This window comes from Lysinibacillus parviboronicapiens (assembly GCF_003049575.1).
Lineage (GTDB): Bacteria > Bacillota > Bacilli > Bacillales_A > Planococcaceae > Lysinibacillus > Lysinibacillus parviboronicapiens.
This window is the reverse complement of sequence record NZ_PYWI01000016.1, coordinates 83,797-101,048: the sequence shown is the minus strand read 5'-3', so window position 1 is coordinate 101,048 and position 17,252 is coordinate 83,797. Positions and strand designations below refer to the sequence as shown.

Sequence of the window (17,252 nt, the reverse complement as noted above, 5' to 3'; positions counted from 1 at the left end):
TGTATTAGGCACGCCGCCAGCGTTCGTCCTGAGCCAGGATCAAACTCTCCATAAAAGAAATTTGATTAGCTCAAATTGTTTTGCTGGCATCAATTTTGATGTCCAAAATTTTGTTTCGTTCACTAACCGAAATTAGTTACTAAAAACGTTATTGATTACGTTTTGCTTGTTCAGTTTTCAAGGTTCATGTTGTTTCGTTTAGTGCGTCACCTCTTGGCGACTTATACATAATAACATCGATTATTCATGAAAGTCAACACTAAATCATAAGTTTTTTTAAGGAGTTATTTTTTTTGCTTAAATTCAATAGAGATGAGGGTGTTAATATGTTTCGTAAAACGTTGATATCATTGTGTTTGATCGTAATATTATTTGTCTTCATAAAGCCTTTAAATTCTACCATGATTTCTGTATTTAATATCGCAAATGCTCCAGCAGTAGTAACTAAAGGACACTATGGTACATCACTAATTGTCGAAATTTCTTTTTCTGATGAATCACTTTTAGAATGGCTAAAGACTATAAAAGAACCTTACCCGCTTCTTCTTTTAGATGCCGCTTGGATTGAACGGTCGCCCGAACATATGAAAATCATTGAAGAAAGAAAACTGCCAACAGGTTTATTAGGTCCAGAAGATTCCGTAGACGAGCCCATTGATTTTGCATTGGTGGAAAAAGATATTAATATTTATGAAAAGCATTTAAAAACTCCACCTCTTTGGTTTGCCACAAGGAATCACCAATATTCGCAAGATTTACAAAAGACTTTGTTTCAACAACAGGTAAATATCCTTTCGCCTTCGCTAGTTTGGCAAGGAGAGAAAACACCCAAATTACAAAAAGGAGATTTTCTCTTTATTCCGTTACACCAAAATAGCAACATTTCATTTAATGAGTTTAATACCTTCGTACAACAAAATAAATTTATGTCAATTGAAGAAAATATATTCGGTTATTCCGTTCAATCAAAGAAATCTCCATAAAAAAAGTTGCCTCAATCTATTTTGAGGCAACTTCTGTTTGTCATGCATTTTTAGCTTGTTCACGGCGTGCTTTACGACGTGCTTCTAATTTTTGACGATCTTCATCGGATTTTGCATTGTATTTCGGTAATACTAACAATTGATACGCGTTCACAGCTAATAATGGAAATAGCAGCAATGCGACATACTCATTAATATTTTCATCTCGCCCCATTAAAGCAATTGTCCATTCTAATGTTGTGATGACAATCATAAAGAATAAAGCTGAAATTAATACATGCTTTTTTCCTGTCATCTTTACTTTTTGCATGGCTGTTGCTATAGAACCGAAAATTAATACGACTAATAAACCAATATAAAATAACCAGCTTTGCCCATCTTTTACACCCGGTATAAAACGGAAAAACACAATATCAAAAATAGTTACGGCAATTAGCAGTAGCTGTACCCAATTCCATAATGTTAGCGTTCTGAATATATTCACTCCGACTTGGTGTAAAGTTAAATAGGCGAAAAATCCAGCTTGCGCAATAACACTCATTGTGAATCCTAAAAATACCATCCATAAAAGTCCGGCAAAGAATTCTCCCCATTGACCATTTGCTACATACGGTTGGAAGAAATCCCAACGAATAAATAAACTAAAAACTCCGTTGACTACACCACCAACGAGCATTGCAAAGAAGAAAAACTTTGCCCAATTTCGTATCGTCACAACAAAAAATCCCCCAATTTCTCAATATATCTGTACTCATTTTAACAATGCATTGTTAAAAAAGCTATTTCTCATCCCATCCAATACATAAAGTCATCATAAATGTGAACAATAATTGAAAGAGTCTATCTATAGAAAGGACTGATGTTAATGCGAAAATTCACCTTATTACTAATTCTGATGCTTATCCTTACTGCCTGTGCACAAGATAAAACCTCTACCATGTCCTATGATGAAATAAAAAAAATTATGATTGACTCTCTTCAAACAGAGGATGGTAAAAAGGCACTGCGACAGCTTTTAGAGGAGCCAAGTTTTCGTGAATTATTGATTTTGGAACATGAGGAAGTAAAGAAAGCAACAGAGGAAACTTTACTTTCAAAAGAAGCAGAGGATTTTTGGAAAAAAACTTTTGAAGATCCAAAATTTAAAGAGACTGTAGCTAAGAGTATGCAAAAGCAACAGCAGGATATTATGAAGGAACTTATAAAAGACCCTACTTTCCAAAAGGATATGGAGGCTTTCTTTGGTCAGCCCGATATGCAAAAGCAGTTGGAGACGATTTTAAAATCCGCTAACCTTCGGAAACAAATGGAGGAAGTCGTAAAAGAAACGATTGAAAGTCCTCTTATGCAATCGAAATGGCAGGAGCTCATTAAAAAGAGCGGTGAGGGAAGTTCATCTGCTGATGGAGGAGAGAAGAAAGAGACTAGCGGCGAAAGTGGCGGAAGTTCTGAAAATGACCAAAAAAATAAGCAATAATCCTCTACATTATAGAAAAACGGATTTCCTGCATCTTGAGGAAATCCGTTTTTGTTTATTTATTTAATTTTTTTATTACTTCCGCAGCTATATCTAAATAGATTTGTCCAGTATTGTGCTTCTCTGCATAAACGGAAGGCGCGAAATCCTCATCTGTCCAGTCTGGTTGCCCCAGTGGAATTTGCCCAAGTAACTCTGTACGTAACTCGTCTGCTAATTTTGGCCCTCCACCTTGTCCGAATACAAATTCACGCTCTCCTGATTTCGACTCGAACCATGCCATATTTTCAATCACACCTAAAATTTCATGATCTGTTTGTAAAGCCATAGCCCCTGCACGCGCTGCTACGAAAGCTGCTGTCGGATGTGGTGTCGTCACTACAATTTCTTTTGATGACGGTAGCATTTGGTGAATATCTAAAGCGACATCACCTGTACCTGGAGGTAAATCTAATAGTAAGTAATCAAGCTCTCCCCACTCTACATCTCGGAAGAATTGATCTAATACTTTCCCTAACATTGGTCCACGCCATACAATTGGTGCATTATTTTCAACGAAGAAGCCCATTGAGATTACCTTAACGCCTAAACGGTCCACCGGGAAGATCCGGTTGTCGACTACTTTCGGCATGTCCGTAACACCCATCATATCTGGTACACTGAAGCCATATATATCAGCATCAATTAAACCAACTTTTTTTCCTAGACGTGCCAAAGCAACAGCTAAGTTAACTGATACGGTAGATTTCCCTACACCACCCTTACCAGAAGCAATTGAAATAACTTGCACTGTGCTAAGTGGTGATAATATATCTTGAGCTTCTGCCTCTGTTGCTGTTCCACGGAAGCTTTGTAATTTCTCTGTCGGTAATTCTTCAAAGCGAATTCCGACTGTGTTAGCGCCCGCTTCTTTTAATACATCAACAATTTTCATTTGCAGTTGCATCTGCTCAGGCGTATTTGTTTTAGCAATAGCAATTTTCACACTGACATGATTTTTTTCTTCTTTAATTGCAACATTTGTAATTCCATCTGTTTCTGCTAATGATTTATGTAAAAATGGATCTTGTAGTTGTCCTAATATTTCTCGCACTTGTTGTTCTGTTATCACGACGAACACTCCCCTTATATTATCTCAATGTTAGTATATCATAATGATTTGATTTACGTGGTTGCAGGTGCTCTATTCAATTTTTGCTAATAGATAATCTTCTATACCTTCTACGATGGCATCTGCCATCTTTTCTTGATATTTCTTATCAACTAGTAATGCACGTTCCTCGTCATTACTGATAAAGCCAGTCTCAACTAATGCTGCAGGAACCTCCACTTTCTTCAATAAATAAATCTGCTTAATCGACAGTGCTTCTCGATCTGTATTTTGTAAGTTCGTACGGATTGATTGTTGAATGCTCTTTGCTAGCAATTCTCCGTCAGCATGTCCGCCTTTATGATAAAACACTTGTGCTCCTCGCCATTTTGTTTCTGGAATTGCATTCGCGTGAATTGTAATAAAGACATTGGGTTGTTCTTTTTCAACAATATCCTTGCGTAAAAAGATGTCCTGTTTTTTTCGTTCTCTTAATGTACTATACTGCTCTGATGACGCGTGCTCATCAATCACATCACCATTTTTCGTTCGTGTCATCACGACCGTTGCGCCCTTCTTCTTTAATCGCTTCTCTACTTGCTGCGCAATAGCAAGTGTGATTTCCTTTTCAATTACTTCGCCCTTTGAAGCACCTCCATCCTCACCACCATGCCCCGCATCAATGACAATTTTCATGCCACTAAGTGGGTCTGGTAAGAAGAAGTTACGGTCCGAAGCATTTGTCTCATATGCCACGAATACTATACTCATTAGCATAATCACTCCTAGTGCAAGCCAGCGCTTCACCCATATCCACCACCCTTTTACATATAGTGTACGAAAATAGTGATGGAACTATGCTACAAAGTAAAAAAAAACTCCCAAGCATAAGCTTGAGAGTTTGATAAGAATAATCCGTAGATTAACGTTTTGAGAACTGAGGTGCACGACGAGCGCCGCGTAGACCTGGTTTTTTACGCTCTTTCATACGTGAATCACGAGTAAGTAATCCAGCAGATTTTAGTGCAGCACGGAAATCAGGGTCTACTTGAAGTAGAGCACGAGCGATACCGTGACGAACAGCACCAGCTTGACCAGTGTATCCACCACCGTTAACGTTTACGTGGATATCATAGCTTCCTGTAGTTTCAGTAGCTACTAATGGTTGTTTAATTACTTCACGTAATGCAGCGAATGGTACGTATTCTTCGATTTCACGCTTGTTGATAACAATTTTACCTGTACCTGGTACTAAACGTACACGAGCTACAGAGCTTTTACGGCGACCAGTGCCGATGTATTGAACTTGTGCCAAAGTAATATCCTCCTCTTAATTTATATTATCCGCGAAGCTCATATGCTTCTGGTTTTTGTGCAGCATGTGGGTGCTCTGTTCCAGTGTAAACGTTAAGTTTACCAAACATTTTACGACCTAAAGAGTTTTTAGGAAGCATCCCTTTGATTGCTAATTCGATCATTTTTGTTGGGTACTTTTCTAACATTTCACCAGCAGTACGAGTTTTTAAACCACCCGCAAATTGAGTATGGTGACGGTAAAGTTTACCCTCTAATTTGTTACCAGTTAAATGGATTTTGTCAGCGTTGATGATGATTACGTGATCACCTGTGTCAACGTTTGGTGTGAATGTTGGTTTATGTTTACCACGTAAGATTGCAGCTACTTCAGAAGCTAAACGTCCAAGAGTTTGGCCTTCTGCATCAACTACTAACCATTTACGGTCTACTTCGTGACCTTTAGCCATGAATGTTGTACGCATGTATATATCCTCCTAATCAATTCGATTACCGTTATTTTTCATTAGACTACACTATAAGTTTCGGGGCTTATTTGTGGTGGTAATGAAAATACCATCTGTTATCATATAATGAATGACTTTTAAAGTCAAGTAATTTCATTAAACACCTGGTGATGTTGTATAGGGAAAATCACCAGGTTTACCTTGGCGTATTTACACCCATTTTTGGATAATAATTTTCCTATTTACCTCTAAATAAAATTCATGTACGTACATCATTAATAGAAGACTTTTTCAAGATATAAGCCTTGTGCTGGTGCAGTTTTACCAGCTTTATCGCGATTCATGGATGCTACAACCTTTTCCACATTGATAATATCGCGACGCCCGATACCAACTTCCCATAAAGTACCTGCAATAATGCGCACCATGTTATATAGGAAGCCACTACCTTCGATAATCATATGTAGCTCTTCTCCATGCCATTCAAACCGAAGTGTATTCACTGTTCTCACCTTATCTTGCACACTTGTATTGGCCGCACAGAAGCATGAGAAATCATGCGTACCAATTATCGCCTTTGCCGCCTCCTGCATTGCTGCCACATCTGGCTTCAGACCATTTGTCTCTACCGTGTAATGTCTGCGGAATGGACTTTGAACAGTCTCACATGACCAAATATAACGATAGCGCTTTCCTACCACACTATAGCGCGCATGAAAATCAGCAGCCACTTCTTCCATTGCTAATACCCGGATATCCTTTGGTAACTGAACATTTAGTGCTTTCATATATTTTTCTACCGGGATAGTCAGCGGCGTATCAAAATGCAGTACTTGCCCTGTAGCATGTACTCTTGCATCCGTACGACCACTCGCGGTCACTTTGACCTTTTCCCCTTTATGCATGATGGCAAGTACTCGCTCAAGTTCTGCTTGTACCGTACGTTCCCCGGGTTGCACTTGGTAGCCAGAAAATTGCGTTCCATCATAACTAATTATTGCTTTTAATCGTCGCATAAAGTTACTCCTTTTAACTTCTATAAAAGAATAGTAATACAGCCATTGCTACTAATAATACAAGAGCAAATGTATCGCCCATGTCCCACTTCAGCTGACGATAACGGGTACGTCCTTCGCCCCCACGGTAACCTCGTACTTCCATTGCAGTTGCCAAATCCTCAGCACGTTTAAAAGCACTTACAAAGAGTGGTACTAGTAGAGGTACGACGGCTTTAATACGATCCTTGATAGGCCCGGAAGACAAATCAGAACCACGTGCCATTTGCGCCTTCATAATTTTATCTGTCTCATCCATTAAAGTCGGAATAAAGCGCAGAGAGATTGACATCATAAGGGCTAGCTCATGTACAGGTACCTTCACTTTTTTTAATGGGTTTAGTAGCACTTCAATACCATCTGTAATTGAAATTGGTGACGTTGTTAATGTTAAAATTGATGTCATAAACACTAAAACAAGGAATCTTACTGAAATAAATATCCCTTGGCGAACACCTTCTTCATAAACGGAGATAAACCTCCAGTGAAATAATAGATCGCCTTCTTTCGTCATAAAAATATGAAGTAAGAACGTAAAAGCCATTAAAAAGAGCACAGGCTTCAAACCATTTATTAAAAAATACAAGCGAATACGTGACACTAAAACAATAAATAAAGTAAAGGCAAGTAACATTGCATATGTTATCGTATTATTTGCTAAAAAAACGATAATGATAAATGCGAACACGAATATAAGTTTTGATCGTGGGTCAAGCTTATGCACAGGGGAATTTCCAGGTAGGAAGCGCCCGAAAATCATTTTTTCCATCATGACTCCGCACGCTCCTTTCTTAACAACCCGGCAATTTCATTTGCTAGCTCCTCTTCTGTTAAACATACCTTTGATAGTGATGAATTCATCATCTTTTCAATTTTATGTTGAAAGCGCACAATACGAGGCGGTTCTAAACGAAGCTCCTTCAATGTCTGAACATCCTTAAAAATTTCACGTGGGGTTCCACTCAACACATTTTTGCCCTCATGCATTATGACAATATTGTCTGCATAGCGCGCAGCATCTTCCATACTATGAGTAACAAGAATTGTCGTTAAGCCTCGTTCCTGATGCAACGAATAAAACATATCCATAATCTCTTTTTGTCCACGTGGATCAAGCCCAGCCGTTGGTTCGTCTAAAACAATGACTTCTGGCTCTATTGCCAGGACGCCAGCAATTGCTACACGACGCATTTGCCCACCTGATAAATCGAAAGGTGACTTTTCAAGAACGTTTTCCGGCAGACCTACTAAACGTACAAGCTCTCTTGCACGAATTTCAGCCTCCTTCTCTGGCACCCCAAAATTCATGGGACCAAACATAATATCCTTCAATACTGTTTCTTCAAAAAGCTGATGCTCTGGAAATTGAAAAACAATGCCAACCTTTTGACGTACAGCTTTTAAATCTTTCGCTTTTTTCCCAGCTACAACAACCCGATCTCCGATATGTACTTCACCGGATGTTGGCTTTAACAGTGCATTAAAATGCTGAAGAATTGTTGATTTACCAGAGCCAGTATGGCCAATAATCGCTTGATAGGTATGTGATGGAATAGCAAAATTCACATCAAACAAAGCACGTTTTTCGAAGGGTGTACCTTGTGCATAAGCATAGCTTACTTGTTGAAGTTTGATGTCCATAAATCATTCACCAACTCTTCTTCTGTCATATGTTGTCCCATTAATGGAACACCTTCCTTTTGCAATAACTTTGATAACTTCATGGCAAACGGTAAGTCAAGTCCTAACTCGACAAGCTTGTCCCCAAGTGCAAAAATTTCGGTTGGTGTCCCCTCTGCAAACTTTTTACCATCATTCATAAAAAGGACACGATCCGCAAGCATAGCTTCTTCTAAATCATGCGTAATAGATAAAACTGTTAAACCTGTTTCTGCACGTAATGTTTGAACGGTTTGTAATACCTCCGCACGACCTTGAGGGTCTAACATGGATGTAGCTTCATCTAAGATTAACAACTTTGGTTTTAACGCGAGTGCACCTGCAATGGCCACACGTTGCTTTTGCCCACCCGATAAATGGTGTGGCTCATGGTCTAAAAAACTACCCATCTTAACTTGCTCTAGCGCTGCATGTACACGTTTTACCATGTCTTCAAATGGTACACCGTTATTTTCAAGCGCAAAGGCAACATCATCTTGCACCGTAGCACCGACAAACTGATTATCAGGGTTTTGAAACACCATACCGATTTGTGAACGGCTTTCCCATAAATTATCTTCACTCAGTATTTGTCGTAATATACGAACATCCCCTTGTTGCGGGAATAATAAACCATTCATTAGTTTTGCAATTGTTGATTTACCAGAGCCATTATGACCGACAATGGCAATCCATTCACCTTCCTGAACAGCAAAGCTCACATCTTCTACTGCATTGCGACTTTCTGTGTCATCAGGTGTATATGAAAACGTTACATTATTTAACGATAAGATTTCGGGCATTTCTAGTACTCCTCTCTACATGCTCAGCTCTACTAACTAACTTACACTGTTTTATGTATGAATTCCACCACAATCAATATGTCTCCATCAAATTCACCTTAGTATATTTGCGTCCAGCATTTGAATTGGGCTTGCACAATTCACTATCTGTAACATTTATACTCCAACTGAAAAAGGGCCGAATCCACATTTATCTCCTTATCGATAGATGGGACTGCTCGGCTGAATGAAGATAAAAAAAAGCACCATCAATTGGCGCTGTCCTATACTTCCCTAAAATAATAAAAAAGCGCGCACCTCATTCAATAGAAATGCGCTAGTCGTTACATTTACAAGAAACACGGGTGCTCAAGCCCTTGATCTTTTTTGAATGAGGTGCGGAGAGCTAAACGAGACGCTACACAAAAGTGTCCGCTCATCATAACGCTCAGCTTAATTATTTGTCGTATAAATCGTTTATAAAGAAAGAGGGTGGTGGTCCACCCTCTTCACCACTTGTTTTCTCTTATGATTAAACTAGTTCAATCACAACAACAGGTGCACCGTCTCCACGACGAGGACCTACTTTAAGAATACGAGTGTAACCACCTTGACGTTCTGCATAACGTGGTGCAACATCATCAAATAGCTTTTGAAGCGCAAATGAAGTTGTTTCGTTACCTTCTTCGTCAGTAGTTGTTACTAGTTCACGACGGATGAATGCAGCAGCTTGACGGCGTGCATGTAAATCTCCGCGTTTACCTAAAGTAATCATTTTTTCAACAGCTTTACGTACTTCTTTAGCGCGAGCCTCAGTAGTTTCGATACGCTCGTTGATGATTAAATCAGTAGCTAAGTCACGTAACATCGCTTTACGTTGAGAACTTGTACGACCAAGTTTTCTGTAACCCATGGATGTTTCCCTCCTTTATAGAAAATATCTGATCTTGTTAGTTTGTTTAAATCGCTTAGTCTTCTTTGCGTAATCCTAAACCAAGCTCTTCTAACTTCGCTTTTACTTCTTCAAGTGACTTACGTCCAAGGTTACGGACTTTCATCATATCGTCTTCTGACTTATTCGCTAGTTCTAGTACTGTATTAATACCAGCGCGTTTTAAGCAGTTATAAGAACGAACAGAAAGATCAAGTTCTTCGATAGTCATCTCTAAAACTTTTTCTTTTTGATCTTCTTCTTTTTCGACCATGATTTCAGCAGTTTGTGCCTCATCTGTCATGCCAACGAAGATGTTTAGATGCTCGGTTAAAATTTTTGCTCCGAGCGAAATCGCCTCTTTCGGACCGATGCTACCATCTGTCCACACATCAAGAGAAAGTTTGTCGTAGTCAGAAGACTGACCTACACGAGTATTTTCCACTTGGAAATTGACGCGTGATACTGGAGTGTAAATAGAGTCGATCGGGATCACGCCGATAGGAAGATCCTCACGTTTGTTTTGATCAGCAGGAGTGTAACCACGGCCGCGTTGAGCGTACATACGCATACGTAAATGACCGTTTTTAGCGATTGTTGCAATATATAGATCTGGGTTTAAAATTTCTACGTCACTGTCATGTGTAATGTCAGCAGCCGTAACTGTACCATCGCCCTTTACATCAATCTCAATAACTTTTTCTTCGTCAGAGTAGATTTTAAGAGCAAGTTTTTTTACGTTCAAAATAATTGAAGCCACATCTTCTACTACGCCTTCCACAGTTGAGAATTCGTGAAGAACGCCATCAATCTGAATGGAAGTGACAGCAGCCCCTGGTAATGAAGACAGAAGGATACGACGTAAAGAATTACCCAAAGTGTTTCCATATCCGCGTTCAAGCGGTTCTACAACAAACTTTCCATATTTGGAATCTTCGCTGATCTCCACCGTTTCAATCTTTGGTTTTTCAATTTCGATCATTTCATTTACCCTCCCTCAAAACATCGAATGTATAGGTTCTTTCCATCATAGATTCGATCGTCATTGACGTATCGTTATTTATCTGCACAAGACAGTCTGTACAAAAAATGATGTTCTCATACAATATGAGACGCACCCATTACACGCGACGACGTTTTGGCGGACGGCAACCATTGTGAGGAACTGGAGTAACGTCTTTAATAGCAGTTACTTCTAAACCAGCAGCTTGAAGTGCACGGATTGCAGCTTCACGACCAGCACCAGGACCTTTAACAGTTACTTCCAACGTTTTCAGACCATGTTCAAGGGATGTTTTAGCAGCAGTTTCTGCAGCCATTTGAGCAGCGAATGGTGTAGATTTACGTGAACCACGGAAACCAAGAGCACCAGCACTTGACCAAGATACAGCGTTACCTTGCATATCTGTAATCGTTACGATTGTATTGTTAAATGTAGAACGAATGTGTGCAATACCAGATTCGATATTCTTTTTCACACGACGTTTACGAGTTTGTTGTTTACGAGCCATGTTAAGAAGGAACCTCCTTTACCGATTATTTTTTCTTGTTCGCAACTGTTTTACGAGGACCTTTACGCGTACGCGCGTTGTTCTTCGTATTTTGACCACGAACAGGTAAACCACGACGGTGACGGATACCACGGAATGAACCGATTTCCATCAGACGTTTAATATTTAATGAAGTTTCGCGACGTAAGTCACCTTCAAGTTTGTAAGAGTCAAGTTGTTCACGGATTTTGTTTAACTCATCTTCAGTTAAGTCGCGTACGCGTGTATCTTCAGAGATACCTGCATCAGCTAATACTTTCTGAGCTGTAGTTTTACCAATACCGTAAATGTAAGTTAATGAAATTACCACGCGTTTGTCGCGAGGAATGTCAACACCAGCAATACGTGCCATGTACGTTGTGCACCTCCTTTAGAATCAACCTTGTTTTTGTTTGTGTTTAGGATTTTCACAGATTACCATTACTTTACCGCGTCGGCGAATTACTTTACATTTTTCGCAGATCGGTTTCACAGATGGTCTCACTTTCATCTAACCTAACCTCCTTAGTAGTCCGGAGCGCAAAAGATTATTTAAAACGGTATGTGATACGACCGCGAGTTAAATCATAAGGAGATAACTCAATAGTAACCTTATCTCCAGGTAGAATGCGGATAAAGTGCATACGAATCTTACCAGATACGTGTGCTAAAATCACATGTCCATTTTCTAATTCTACCTTAAACATCGCGTTTGGCAAAGTCTCAACAACTGTCCCTTCGACTTCAATTACATCATCTTTCGCCATCTACTCTGTCTCCTCTCTATATGCAAATTAAAGTTCTCATCGTTACATCAAACGGATATATCTGCTGCAACTATAGAAGCAACCTCGTTTCAACATATGTTTGGATTGTATGAGAGATGTTAGAAAGACGCTCGTCTGGTTTCGCTTCACACAATCCACGGAATAGACAGGACCAGTAAGGGCACTGAATCTCCCATGTTTACACGAATACCGGAATGTCTTGGATGAGATATTCATACCCGTTACACAGATGCTTCCACGAAACCCATTATACTCTCTCAAAAGTAATGTTGCACTTTTTAAAAGAAATATATACCGGGCACAATATGCTTTTGCAACTCTCAAAAAAATTATGTTTCGTTGTTGCTTCCGCATGCCTCCCGCGGAAGCAGTACTCTGCGCCCGGAGCCGGGTATCAGCTGCGGCTGCTCTGTAATAGAGCATCAAGATCAGCAAACACTTTATTAATATCTTGCTGTCCATCTATATTAGTTAACACACCTTTAGCTTTATAGAAGTCAAGTAAAGGTTGTGCTTGATTCATATTTACTTCCAGACGGTTTGTAACCGTTTCAGGATTATCATCCGCACGTGTATAAAGCTCGCCACCATCTTTATCACATTTTCCTTCCTCAGCAGGAGGATTGAAAACTAGGTGATAAGAAGTTCCGCAAGTTTTACAAATACGACGACCTGTTAAACGAGCAATTAGCTCTTCTTTTTCAACTTGGATGTTTAACGTATGCTCAATCGCTTTGCCAAGATCAGCAAGAATGCCATCTAAAGCTTCAGCTTGAGGAACAGTACGCGGGAAACCGTCTAATAAGAATCCCTTTTCACAATCAGGTTTTGCAAGTCGCTCACGAACAATACCAATCGTCACTTCATCAGGTACTAGAGCACCTTGATCCATAAACGATTTAGCCTGTAAGCCTAGTTCTGTACCGTCTTTAATAGCGGCACGGAACATATCGCCTGTAGAAATATGAGGAATCGCGTACTTCTCAACAATTTTATCTGCCTGTGTACCTTTACCAGCACCTGGCAAACCCATTAAAATGATATTCATACGGAAATATTCCTCCCACAAAGTTTGCTGATTTCAGGAAACGAGCGAGCGTTCCCTAAAAACCAACATTATTTCATAAAGCCTTTGTAGTGACGTTTAACAAGTTGAGACTCTAGCTGTTTCATCGTTTCTAGCGCTACGCCGACTACGATAATAATACTAGTACCACCGATCTGCACCGAGGCAGGTAATTTCATCAAATTAATGAATAAAATCGGCATTACAGCAATAACAGTCAAGAAAATCGCTCCGACAAATGTCAAACGATATAACACGCTTGTTAAATACGTTTGAGTGTTTTCACCCGGGCGAATACCTGGAATGTAAGCACCCTGTTTTTTCAAGTTGTCTGCCACATTCTCTGGGTTCACTTGTACGAACGCATAGAAATATGTGAACGCGACGATCAGTGCAATGTAAATAATCATTCCAACAGGTTTAGTATAATCAAACGTGTTTTCAATGAAAGACGTTACATTATTCTGACCAAAGAACGTAGCTAGTGTTCGAGGTGTCACAATGAACGCGACTGAGAAGATTACCGGAATAACCCCTGCAGCATTTACTTTTAACGGTAAGTGCGTTTGTTGACCACCTGTTTGTTGGTTACGTCCAGTAACTCGTTTAGCATATTGAATTGGAATTTTACGTAGTGCTTGTTGCACATAGATAACACCAACTACAATAGCAAGTAAGATTAAAGCAAGTAATGCAAGGACAATGATGTTAACAAACAGTTCATCACCTGCATCCTCGATTTGTTGTGCGTAAATTTGGTTTGCTGCTGTAGGTAATGCGGCAACGATACCTGCGAAGATAACAACGGAAATACCATTACCAACACCATGAGCAGTAATTTGTTCAGCAAGCCATACAAGGAATGCTGTACCCGCCGTTAATACAATAGAAATTGTAACATATGTTAAAATTCCTTCTTCTTTAATCAAAGATCCACCATACATTTTATTAAAACCAAATGACATCGCGAATGATTGGATAAAAGCAAGAATAATAGTAAAGTAACGAGTAAATTGTGCAAGTTTACGTCTTCCGACTTCACCTTGCTTTGCCCACTCAGCAAATTTCGGTACTACGTCCATTTGCAAAAGCTGAACAATGATTGAGGCTGTGATGTAAGGCATAATTCCCATCGCAAAGATAGAGAAGTTACTCAGTGCACCACCGCCAAAAGTATTGAGGAAACCAACGAGGTTAAACTCATCAGTTGCCTTTAATACATTAGCGTCAACGTTCGGTACTGGTATAAATGTACCAATACGGAAAACGATTAACATTAAAAGAGTGAAAATGATTTTATTTCTTATATCTCGAACACGCATAAAGTTAGAGATTGTCTGAAACATTAAATCACCTCAGTAGTTCCGCCGGCATTTTCAATTGCTTCTTTAGCCGAAGCTGAGAATTTATGAGCTTTTACTGTAAGCTTTTTGTTAAGAGTTCCGTTTCCAAGAACTTTAATTCCAGCTTTTTCATTGCTCACTAGACCTGTTTCAAGTAATAATGCAGTTGTTACTTCTGCACCATCTTCGAAACGGTTTAATGTGTCAAGATTAACGATCGCGTACTCTTTACGGTTAATGTTAGTAAAGCCGCGTTTCGGTAAACGACGGAATAAAGGGTTTTGACCACCTTCGAATCCTGGGCGTACACCGCCGCCAGAACGAGAGTTTTGACCTTTATGACCTCTACCTGCAGTTTTACCGTTACCAGAACCGATACCGCGACCTACGCGGTTACGTACTTTACGGGAACCTTCTGCTGGTTTTAACTCATGAAGTTTCATATTGGATGGCACCTCCTTGTTCGTTAATTAAAAATTAGTTTTCTTTTACAGTAACTAAGTGAGCTACTACATCAAGCATACCGCGAGTTGCTGCATTATCAGCTTTCTCTACAGTTTGGTTTAATTTACGTAAACCTAAAGCTTCAATAGTTTTGCGTTGTGCTGGTTTTGAACCAATCACAGATTTTGTAAGGGTGATTTCTAATTTATTAGCCATTATTATTCCCCCCTTATCCTAATATTTCTTCCACTGATTTACCACGTAATTTCGCTACGTCCTCTACGCGTTTTAATTCAGTTAAACCTTGAACAGTAGCACGAACCATATTGATTGGTGTGTTTGATCCAAGTGATTTTGAAAGAATATCAGTAATACCAGCTAGTTCTAGTACGGCACGTACTGGACCACCAGCGATAACCCCTGTACCAGGAGCAGCAGGTTTGATTAGGATTTCTCCTGCACCGAAGCGACCAAGCACTAAGTGTGGAGTTGTTCCACCAACACGTGGCACTTCTACTAAGTTTTTCTTCGCATCTTCAACAGCTTTACGGATAGCATCTGGAACCTCTTGAGCTTTACCAGTACCAAAACCTACATGACCGTTTCTATCGCCAACAACAACTAGTGCTGTGAAGCGGAAGCGACGTCCACCTTTAACAACTTTAGCAACACGGTTAATAGTAACTACGCGTTCTTCAAGTTCTCCAAGTTTGTTTGCGTCAATTCGACTCATGAAATGTGTCCCTCCTTCTTATTAAAATTCTAAACCGTTCTCACGTGCAGCTTCAGCTAAAGCTTTCACACGTCCATGATATAAGTAACCACCACGGTCAAAAACTATAGCAGTAATATTTTTTTCCGCAGCGCGTTTCGCGATTGTTTCACCGATTTTTGATGCAGCTTCAACGTTGCTACCAGCACCTTCAAAACCATTTTCTTGAGAAGATGCGCTAACAATAGTTACGCCTGCTACGTCATCGATAAGTTGAGCGTAGATGTTCTTGTTAGAACGGAATACGTTTAAGCGTGGACGCTCAGCTGTACCCGAAATTTTAGAACGAACTCGCGCATGACGTTTTTTACGAACTTGATTTTTATCCTGTTTCGTAATCACAAGGGTCACTCCTTTCTAATGCTTACGCAGCATTATTTACCTGTTTTACCTTCTTTACGACGAACGTATTCGCCTTCGTAACGGATACCTTTACCTTTGTACGGCTCTGGTGGACGAACGTCACGGATGTTAGATGCAAGAGCGCCAACGCGTTCTTTGCTAATACCTTTAACGATGATTTTAGTATTAGAAGGAACTTCTACTTCTAGACCATCTTCAGGCGTGAACTCAACTGGGTGAGAGTAACCTACGTTAAGAACAAGTTTTTTTCCTTGTAATTGCGCACGGTAACCGACACCGATTAGTTCTAATGATTTTTCGAAACCTGCAGAAACACCAGTAACCATGTTCGCTAAAAGCGCACGAGTTGTACCGTGGTTTGTGCGGTGTTCTTTTGAGTCAGAAGGACGAGATACAGAGATCGCATTACCTTCTTGCTCAATTTTCATATCTTGGTGGAAAGAACGAACAAGTTCGCCTTTAGGACCTTTAACAGTAACAGTGTTGTCAGCTGCAACAGTAACAGTTACGTTAGCTGGTACCTCGATAATTTTTTTACCTACACGAGACATTTAGTTGCACCTCCATTCATTTATTGCTAATTACCAAACGTATGCTAGAACTTCGCCGCCAACTTGTTTAGCGCGAGCTTCTTTATCTGTTAATAAACCTTGTGAAGTTGACACTAAAGCGATACCAAGACCGTTCAGTACTTTAGGAACTTCATTTGTTTTAGCATATACACGTAGACCAGGTTTAGAAATACGTTTTAAGCCAGTGATAACACGCTCGTTATCTTTACCGTATTTTAAGAAGATACGGATAATACCTTGCTTGTTGTCTTCCACGTATTCTACGTCACGTACGAAACCTTCACGCTTTAAAATTTCAGCGATTTCTTTTTTCACGTTGGAAGCCGGTACTTCTAACTTCTCGTGACGAACCATGTTCGCATTACGAATGCGAGTAAGCATATCTGCAATCGGATCAGTCATTGTCATTACATTTACCTCCTTCCCAAATTAGGGGATTACCAGCTGGCTTTTTTCACGCCAGGAATTTGTCCCTTATATGCAAGTTCTCGGAAACAAATACGGCAAAGTTTAAATTTGCGATATACAGAGTGTGGACGGCCACAGCGTTCACAACGTGTATATTCTTGCACTTTAAACTTTTGCTTACGTTGTTGTTTAACGATCATAGATTTTTTAGCCACGTTTTCGCCCTCCTT

26 protein-coding genes and 1 pseudogene are annotated in these 17,252 nt (G+C 39.7%); 2 read left to right on the top strand and 25 right to left on the bottom strand.

The window, feature by feature from the left end:
- Positions 1-293 precede the first annotated feature (293 nt).
- The gene (locus C9J35_RS14625) at positions 294-983 is read left to right on the top strand and encodes a hypothetical protein (RefSeq protein ID WP_235616321.1); all 690 of its coding nucleotides are present in this window, start codon (positions 294-296) and stop codon (positions 981-983) included.
- Positions 984-1,023: 40 nt separating this feature from the next.
- On the opposite strand, the gene C9J35_RS14620 is transcribed toward C9J35_RS14625, so the two are convergent.
- Positions 1,024-1,698 (bottom strand): KinB-signaling pathway activation protein, encoded by a 675-nt coding sequence (locus C9J35_RS14620; RefSeq protein WP_107925095.1) that lies wholly within the window; start codon positions 1,696-1,698, stop codon positions 1,024-1,026.
- 150 nt (positions 1,699-1,848) lie between these two features.
- Between C9J35_RS14620 and gerD the strand changes: the two genes are divergently transcribed.
- Positions 1,849-2,460, top strand: coding sequence for a spore germination lipoprotein GerD (gerD, locus tag C9J35_RS14615; RefSeq protein ID WP_107925094.1), 612 nt, complete (start codon positions 1,849-1,851; stop codon positions 2,458-2,460).
- Between the two features lie 55 nt (positions 2,461-2,515).
- Here gerD and salA read toward each other — a convergent pair whose 3' ends face one another.
- From salA to C9J35_RS14495, 24 genes and pseudogenes are all read right to left on the bottom strand, one after another.
- A complete protein-coding gene (gene salA / locus C9J35_RS14610; protein WP_107925093.1) occupies positions 2,516-3,571 on the bottom strand; it encodes an iron-sulfur carrier protein/transcriptional regulator SalA in 1,056 nt (351 codons plus the stop codon).
- 72 nt (positions 3,572-3,643) lie between these two features.
- Positions 3,644-4,357, bottom strand: coding sequence for an N-acetylmuramoyl-L-alanine amidase (locus tag C9J35_RS14605; protein WP_107925092.1), 714 nt, complete (start codon positions 4,355-4,357; stop codon positions 3,644-3,646).
- A gap of 115 nt (positions 4,358-4,472) precedes the next feature.
- The gene (rpsI, locus tag C9J35_RS14600) at positions 4,473-4,865 is read right to left on the bottom strand and encodes a 30S ribosomal protein S9 (protein ID WP_004233744.1); all 393 of its coding nucleotides are present in this window, start codon (positions 4,863-4,865) and stop codon (positions 4,473-4,475) included.
- A gap of 25 nt (positions 4,866-4,890) precedes the next feature.
- A complete protein-coding gene (rplM, locus tag C9J35_RS14595) occupies positions 4,891-5,328 on the bottom strand; it encodes a 50S ribosomal protein L13 (protein ID WP_010860583.1) in 438 nt (145 codons plus the stop codon).
- A gap of 257 nt (positions 5,329-5,585) precedes the next feature.
- Positions 5,586-6,326, bottom strand: a complete 741-nt coding sequence (gene truA / locus C9J35_RS14590) for a tRNA pseudouridine(38-40) synthase TruA (protein ID WP_054767913.1) — start codon at positions 6,324-6,326, stop codon at positions 5,586-5,588.
- Between the two features lie 13 nt (positions 6,327-6,339).
- Positions 6,340-7,137: an energy-coupling factor transporter transmembrane component T family protein gene (locus C9J35_RS14585; RefSeq protein WP_107925091.1), complete on the bottom strand. Its 798-nt coding sequence runs from the start codon at positions 7,135-7,137 to the stop codon at positions 6,340-6,342.
- Positions 7,134-8,006, bottom strand: a complete 873-nt coding sequence (locus C9J35_RS14580; RefSeq protein ID WP_107925090.1) for an energy-coupling factor ABC transporter ATP-binding protein — start codon at positions 8,004-8,006, stop codon at positions 7,134-7,136. The genes C9J35_RS14585 and C9J35_RS14580 overlap by 4 nt, the downstream gene beginning before the upstream one ends.
- On the bottom strand, positions 7,982-8,827 hold the full coding sequence (locus tag C9J35_RS14575) for an energy-coupling factor ABC transporter ATP-binding protein (RefSeq protein ID WP_107925089.1): 846 nt from the start codon (positions 8,825-8,827) through the stop codon (positions 7,982-7,984). The genes C9J35_RS14580 and C9J35_RS14575 overlap by 25 nt, the downstream gene beginning before the upstream one ends.
- Positions 8,828-9,338: 511 nt before the next feature.
- Positions 9,339-9,719, bottom strand: coding sequence for a 50S ribosomal protein L17 (rplQ, locus tag C9J35_RS14570; RefSeq protein WP_010860588.1), 381 nt, complete (start codon positions 9,717-9,719; stop codon positions 9,339-9,341).
- A 55-nt stretch (positions 9,720-9,774) separates the two neighbouring features.
- Positions 9,775-10,719 (bottom strand): DNA-directed RNA polymerase subunit alpha, encoded by a 945-nt coding sequence (locus C9J35_RS14565; RefSeq protein WP_004233733.1) that lies wholly within the window; start codon positions 10,717-10,719, stop codon positions 9,775-9,777.
- A 139-nt stretch (positions 10,720-10,858) separates the two neighbouring features.
- Positions 10,859-11,248, bottom strand: coding sequence for a 30S ribosomal protein S11 (gene rpsK / locus C9J35_RS14560; protein WP_004233731.1), 390 nt, complete (start codon positions 11,246-11,248; stop codon positions 10,859-10,861).
- A gap of 25 nt (positions 11,249-11,273) precedes the next feature.
- Positions 11,274-11,639, bottom strand: coding sequence for a 30S ribosomal protein S13 (rpsM, locus tag C9J35_RS14555; RefSeq protein ID WP_049662875.1), 366 nt, complete (start codon positions 11,637-11,639; stop codon positions 11,274-11,276).
- Between the two features lie 24 nt (positions 11,640-11,663).
- Complete coding sequence (gene rpmJ, locus C9J35_RS14550; protein WP_000868344.1) at positions 11,664-11,777, bottom strand: 50S ribosomal protein L36; 114 nt, start codon at positions 11,775-11,777, stop codon at positions 11,664-11,666.
- Positions 11,778-11,814: 37 nt separating this feature from the next.
- The gene (gene infA / locus C9J35_RS14545) at positions 11,815-12,033 is read right to left on the bottom strand and encodes a translation initiation factor IF-1 (protein ID WP_004233690.1); all 219 of its coding nucleotides are present in this window, start codon (positions 12,031-12,033) and stop codon (positions 11,815-11,817) included.
- A gap of 88 nt (positions 12,034-12,121) precedes the next feature.
- Positions 12,122-12,199: pseudogene (locus tag C9J35_RS14540) on the bottom strand (type I methionyl aminopeptidase); the annotation flags it as partial.
- A gap of 249 nt (positions 12,200-12,448) precedes the next feature.
- Positions 12,449-13,102 (bottom strand): adenylate kinase, encoded by a 654-nt coding sequence (locus tag C9J35_RS14535; protein WP_054767911.1) that lies wholly within the window; start codon positions 13,100-13,102, stop codon positions 12,449-12,451.
- A 68-nt stretch (positions 13,103-13,170) separates the two neighbouring features.
- On the bottom strand, positions 13,171-14,466 hold the full coding sequence (gene secY / locus C9J35_RS14530) for a preprotein translocase subunit SecY (protein WP_107925088.1): 1,296 nt from the start codon (positions 14,464-14,466) through the stop codon (positions 13,171-13,173).
- On the bottom strand, positions 14,466-14,906 hold the full coding sequence (rplO, locus tag C9J35_RS14525) for a 50S ribosomal protein L15 (protein WP_010860592.1): 441 nt from the start codon (positions 14,904-14,906) through the stop codon (positions 14,466-14,468). Before rplO ends, secY begins: the two co-directional genes overlap by 1 nt.
- Positions 14,907-14,940: 34 nt before the next feature.
- Complete coding sequence (gene rpmD / locus C9J35_RS14520; RefSeq protein WP_010860593.1) at positions 14,941-15,123, bottom strand: 50S ribosomal protein L30; 183 nt, start codon at positions 15,121-15,123, stop codon at positions 14,941-14,943.
- Positions 15,124-15,136: 13 nt separating this feature from the next.
- Positions 15,137-15,640, bottom strand: a complete 504-nt coding sequence (gene rpsE, locus C9J35_RS14515; RefSeq protein ID WP_008181711.1) for a 30S ribosomal protein S5 — start codon at positions 15,638-15,640, stop codon at positions 15,137-15,139.
- Between the two features lie 21 nt (positions 15,641-15,661).
- A complete protein-coding gene (gene rplR, locus C9J35_RS14510; protein WP_107925087.1) occupies positions 15,662-16,021 on the bottom strand; it encodes a 50S ribosomal protein L18 in 360 nt (119 codons plus the stop codon).
- 32 nt (positions 16,022-16,053) lie between these two features.
- A complete protein-coding gene (gene rplF, locus C9J35_RS14505) occupies positions 16,054-16,593 on the bottom strand; it encodes a 50S ribosomal protein L6 (protein ID WP_054767909.1) in 540 nt (179 codons plus the stop codon).
- 30 nt (positions 16,594-16,623) lie between these two features.
- Entirely contained in the window at positions 16,624-17,022 is a 399-nt protein-coding gene (gene rpsH, locus C9J35_RS14500) for a 30S ribosomal protein S8 (RefSeq protein WP_008181717.1), read from the bottom strand.
- 29 nt (positions 17,023-17,051) lie between these two features.
- A complete protein-coding gene (locus tag C9J35_RS14495) occupies positions 17,052-17,237 on the bottom strand; it encodes a type Z 30S ribosomal protein S14 (RefSeq protein WP_004233656.1) in 186 nt (61 codons plus the stop codon).
- Positions 17,238-17,252 lie beyond the last annotated feature (15 nt).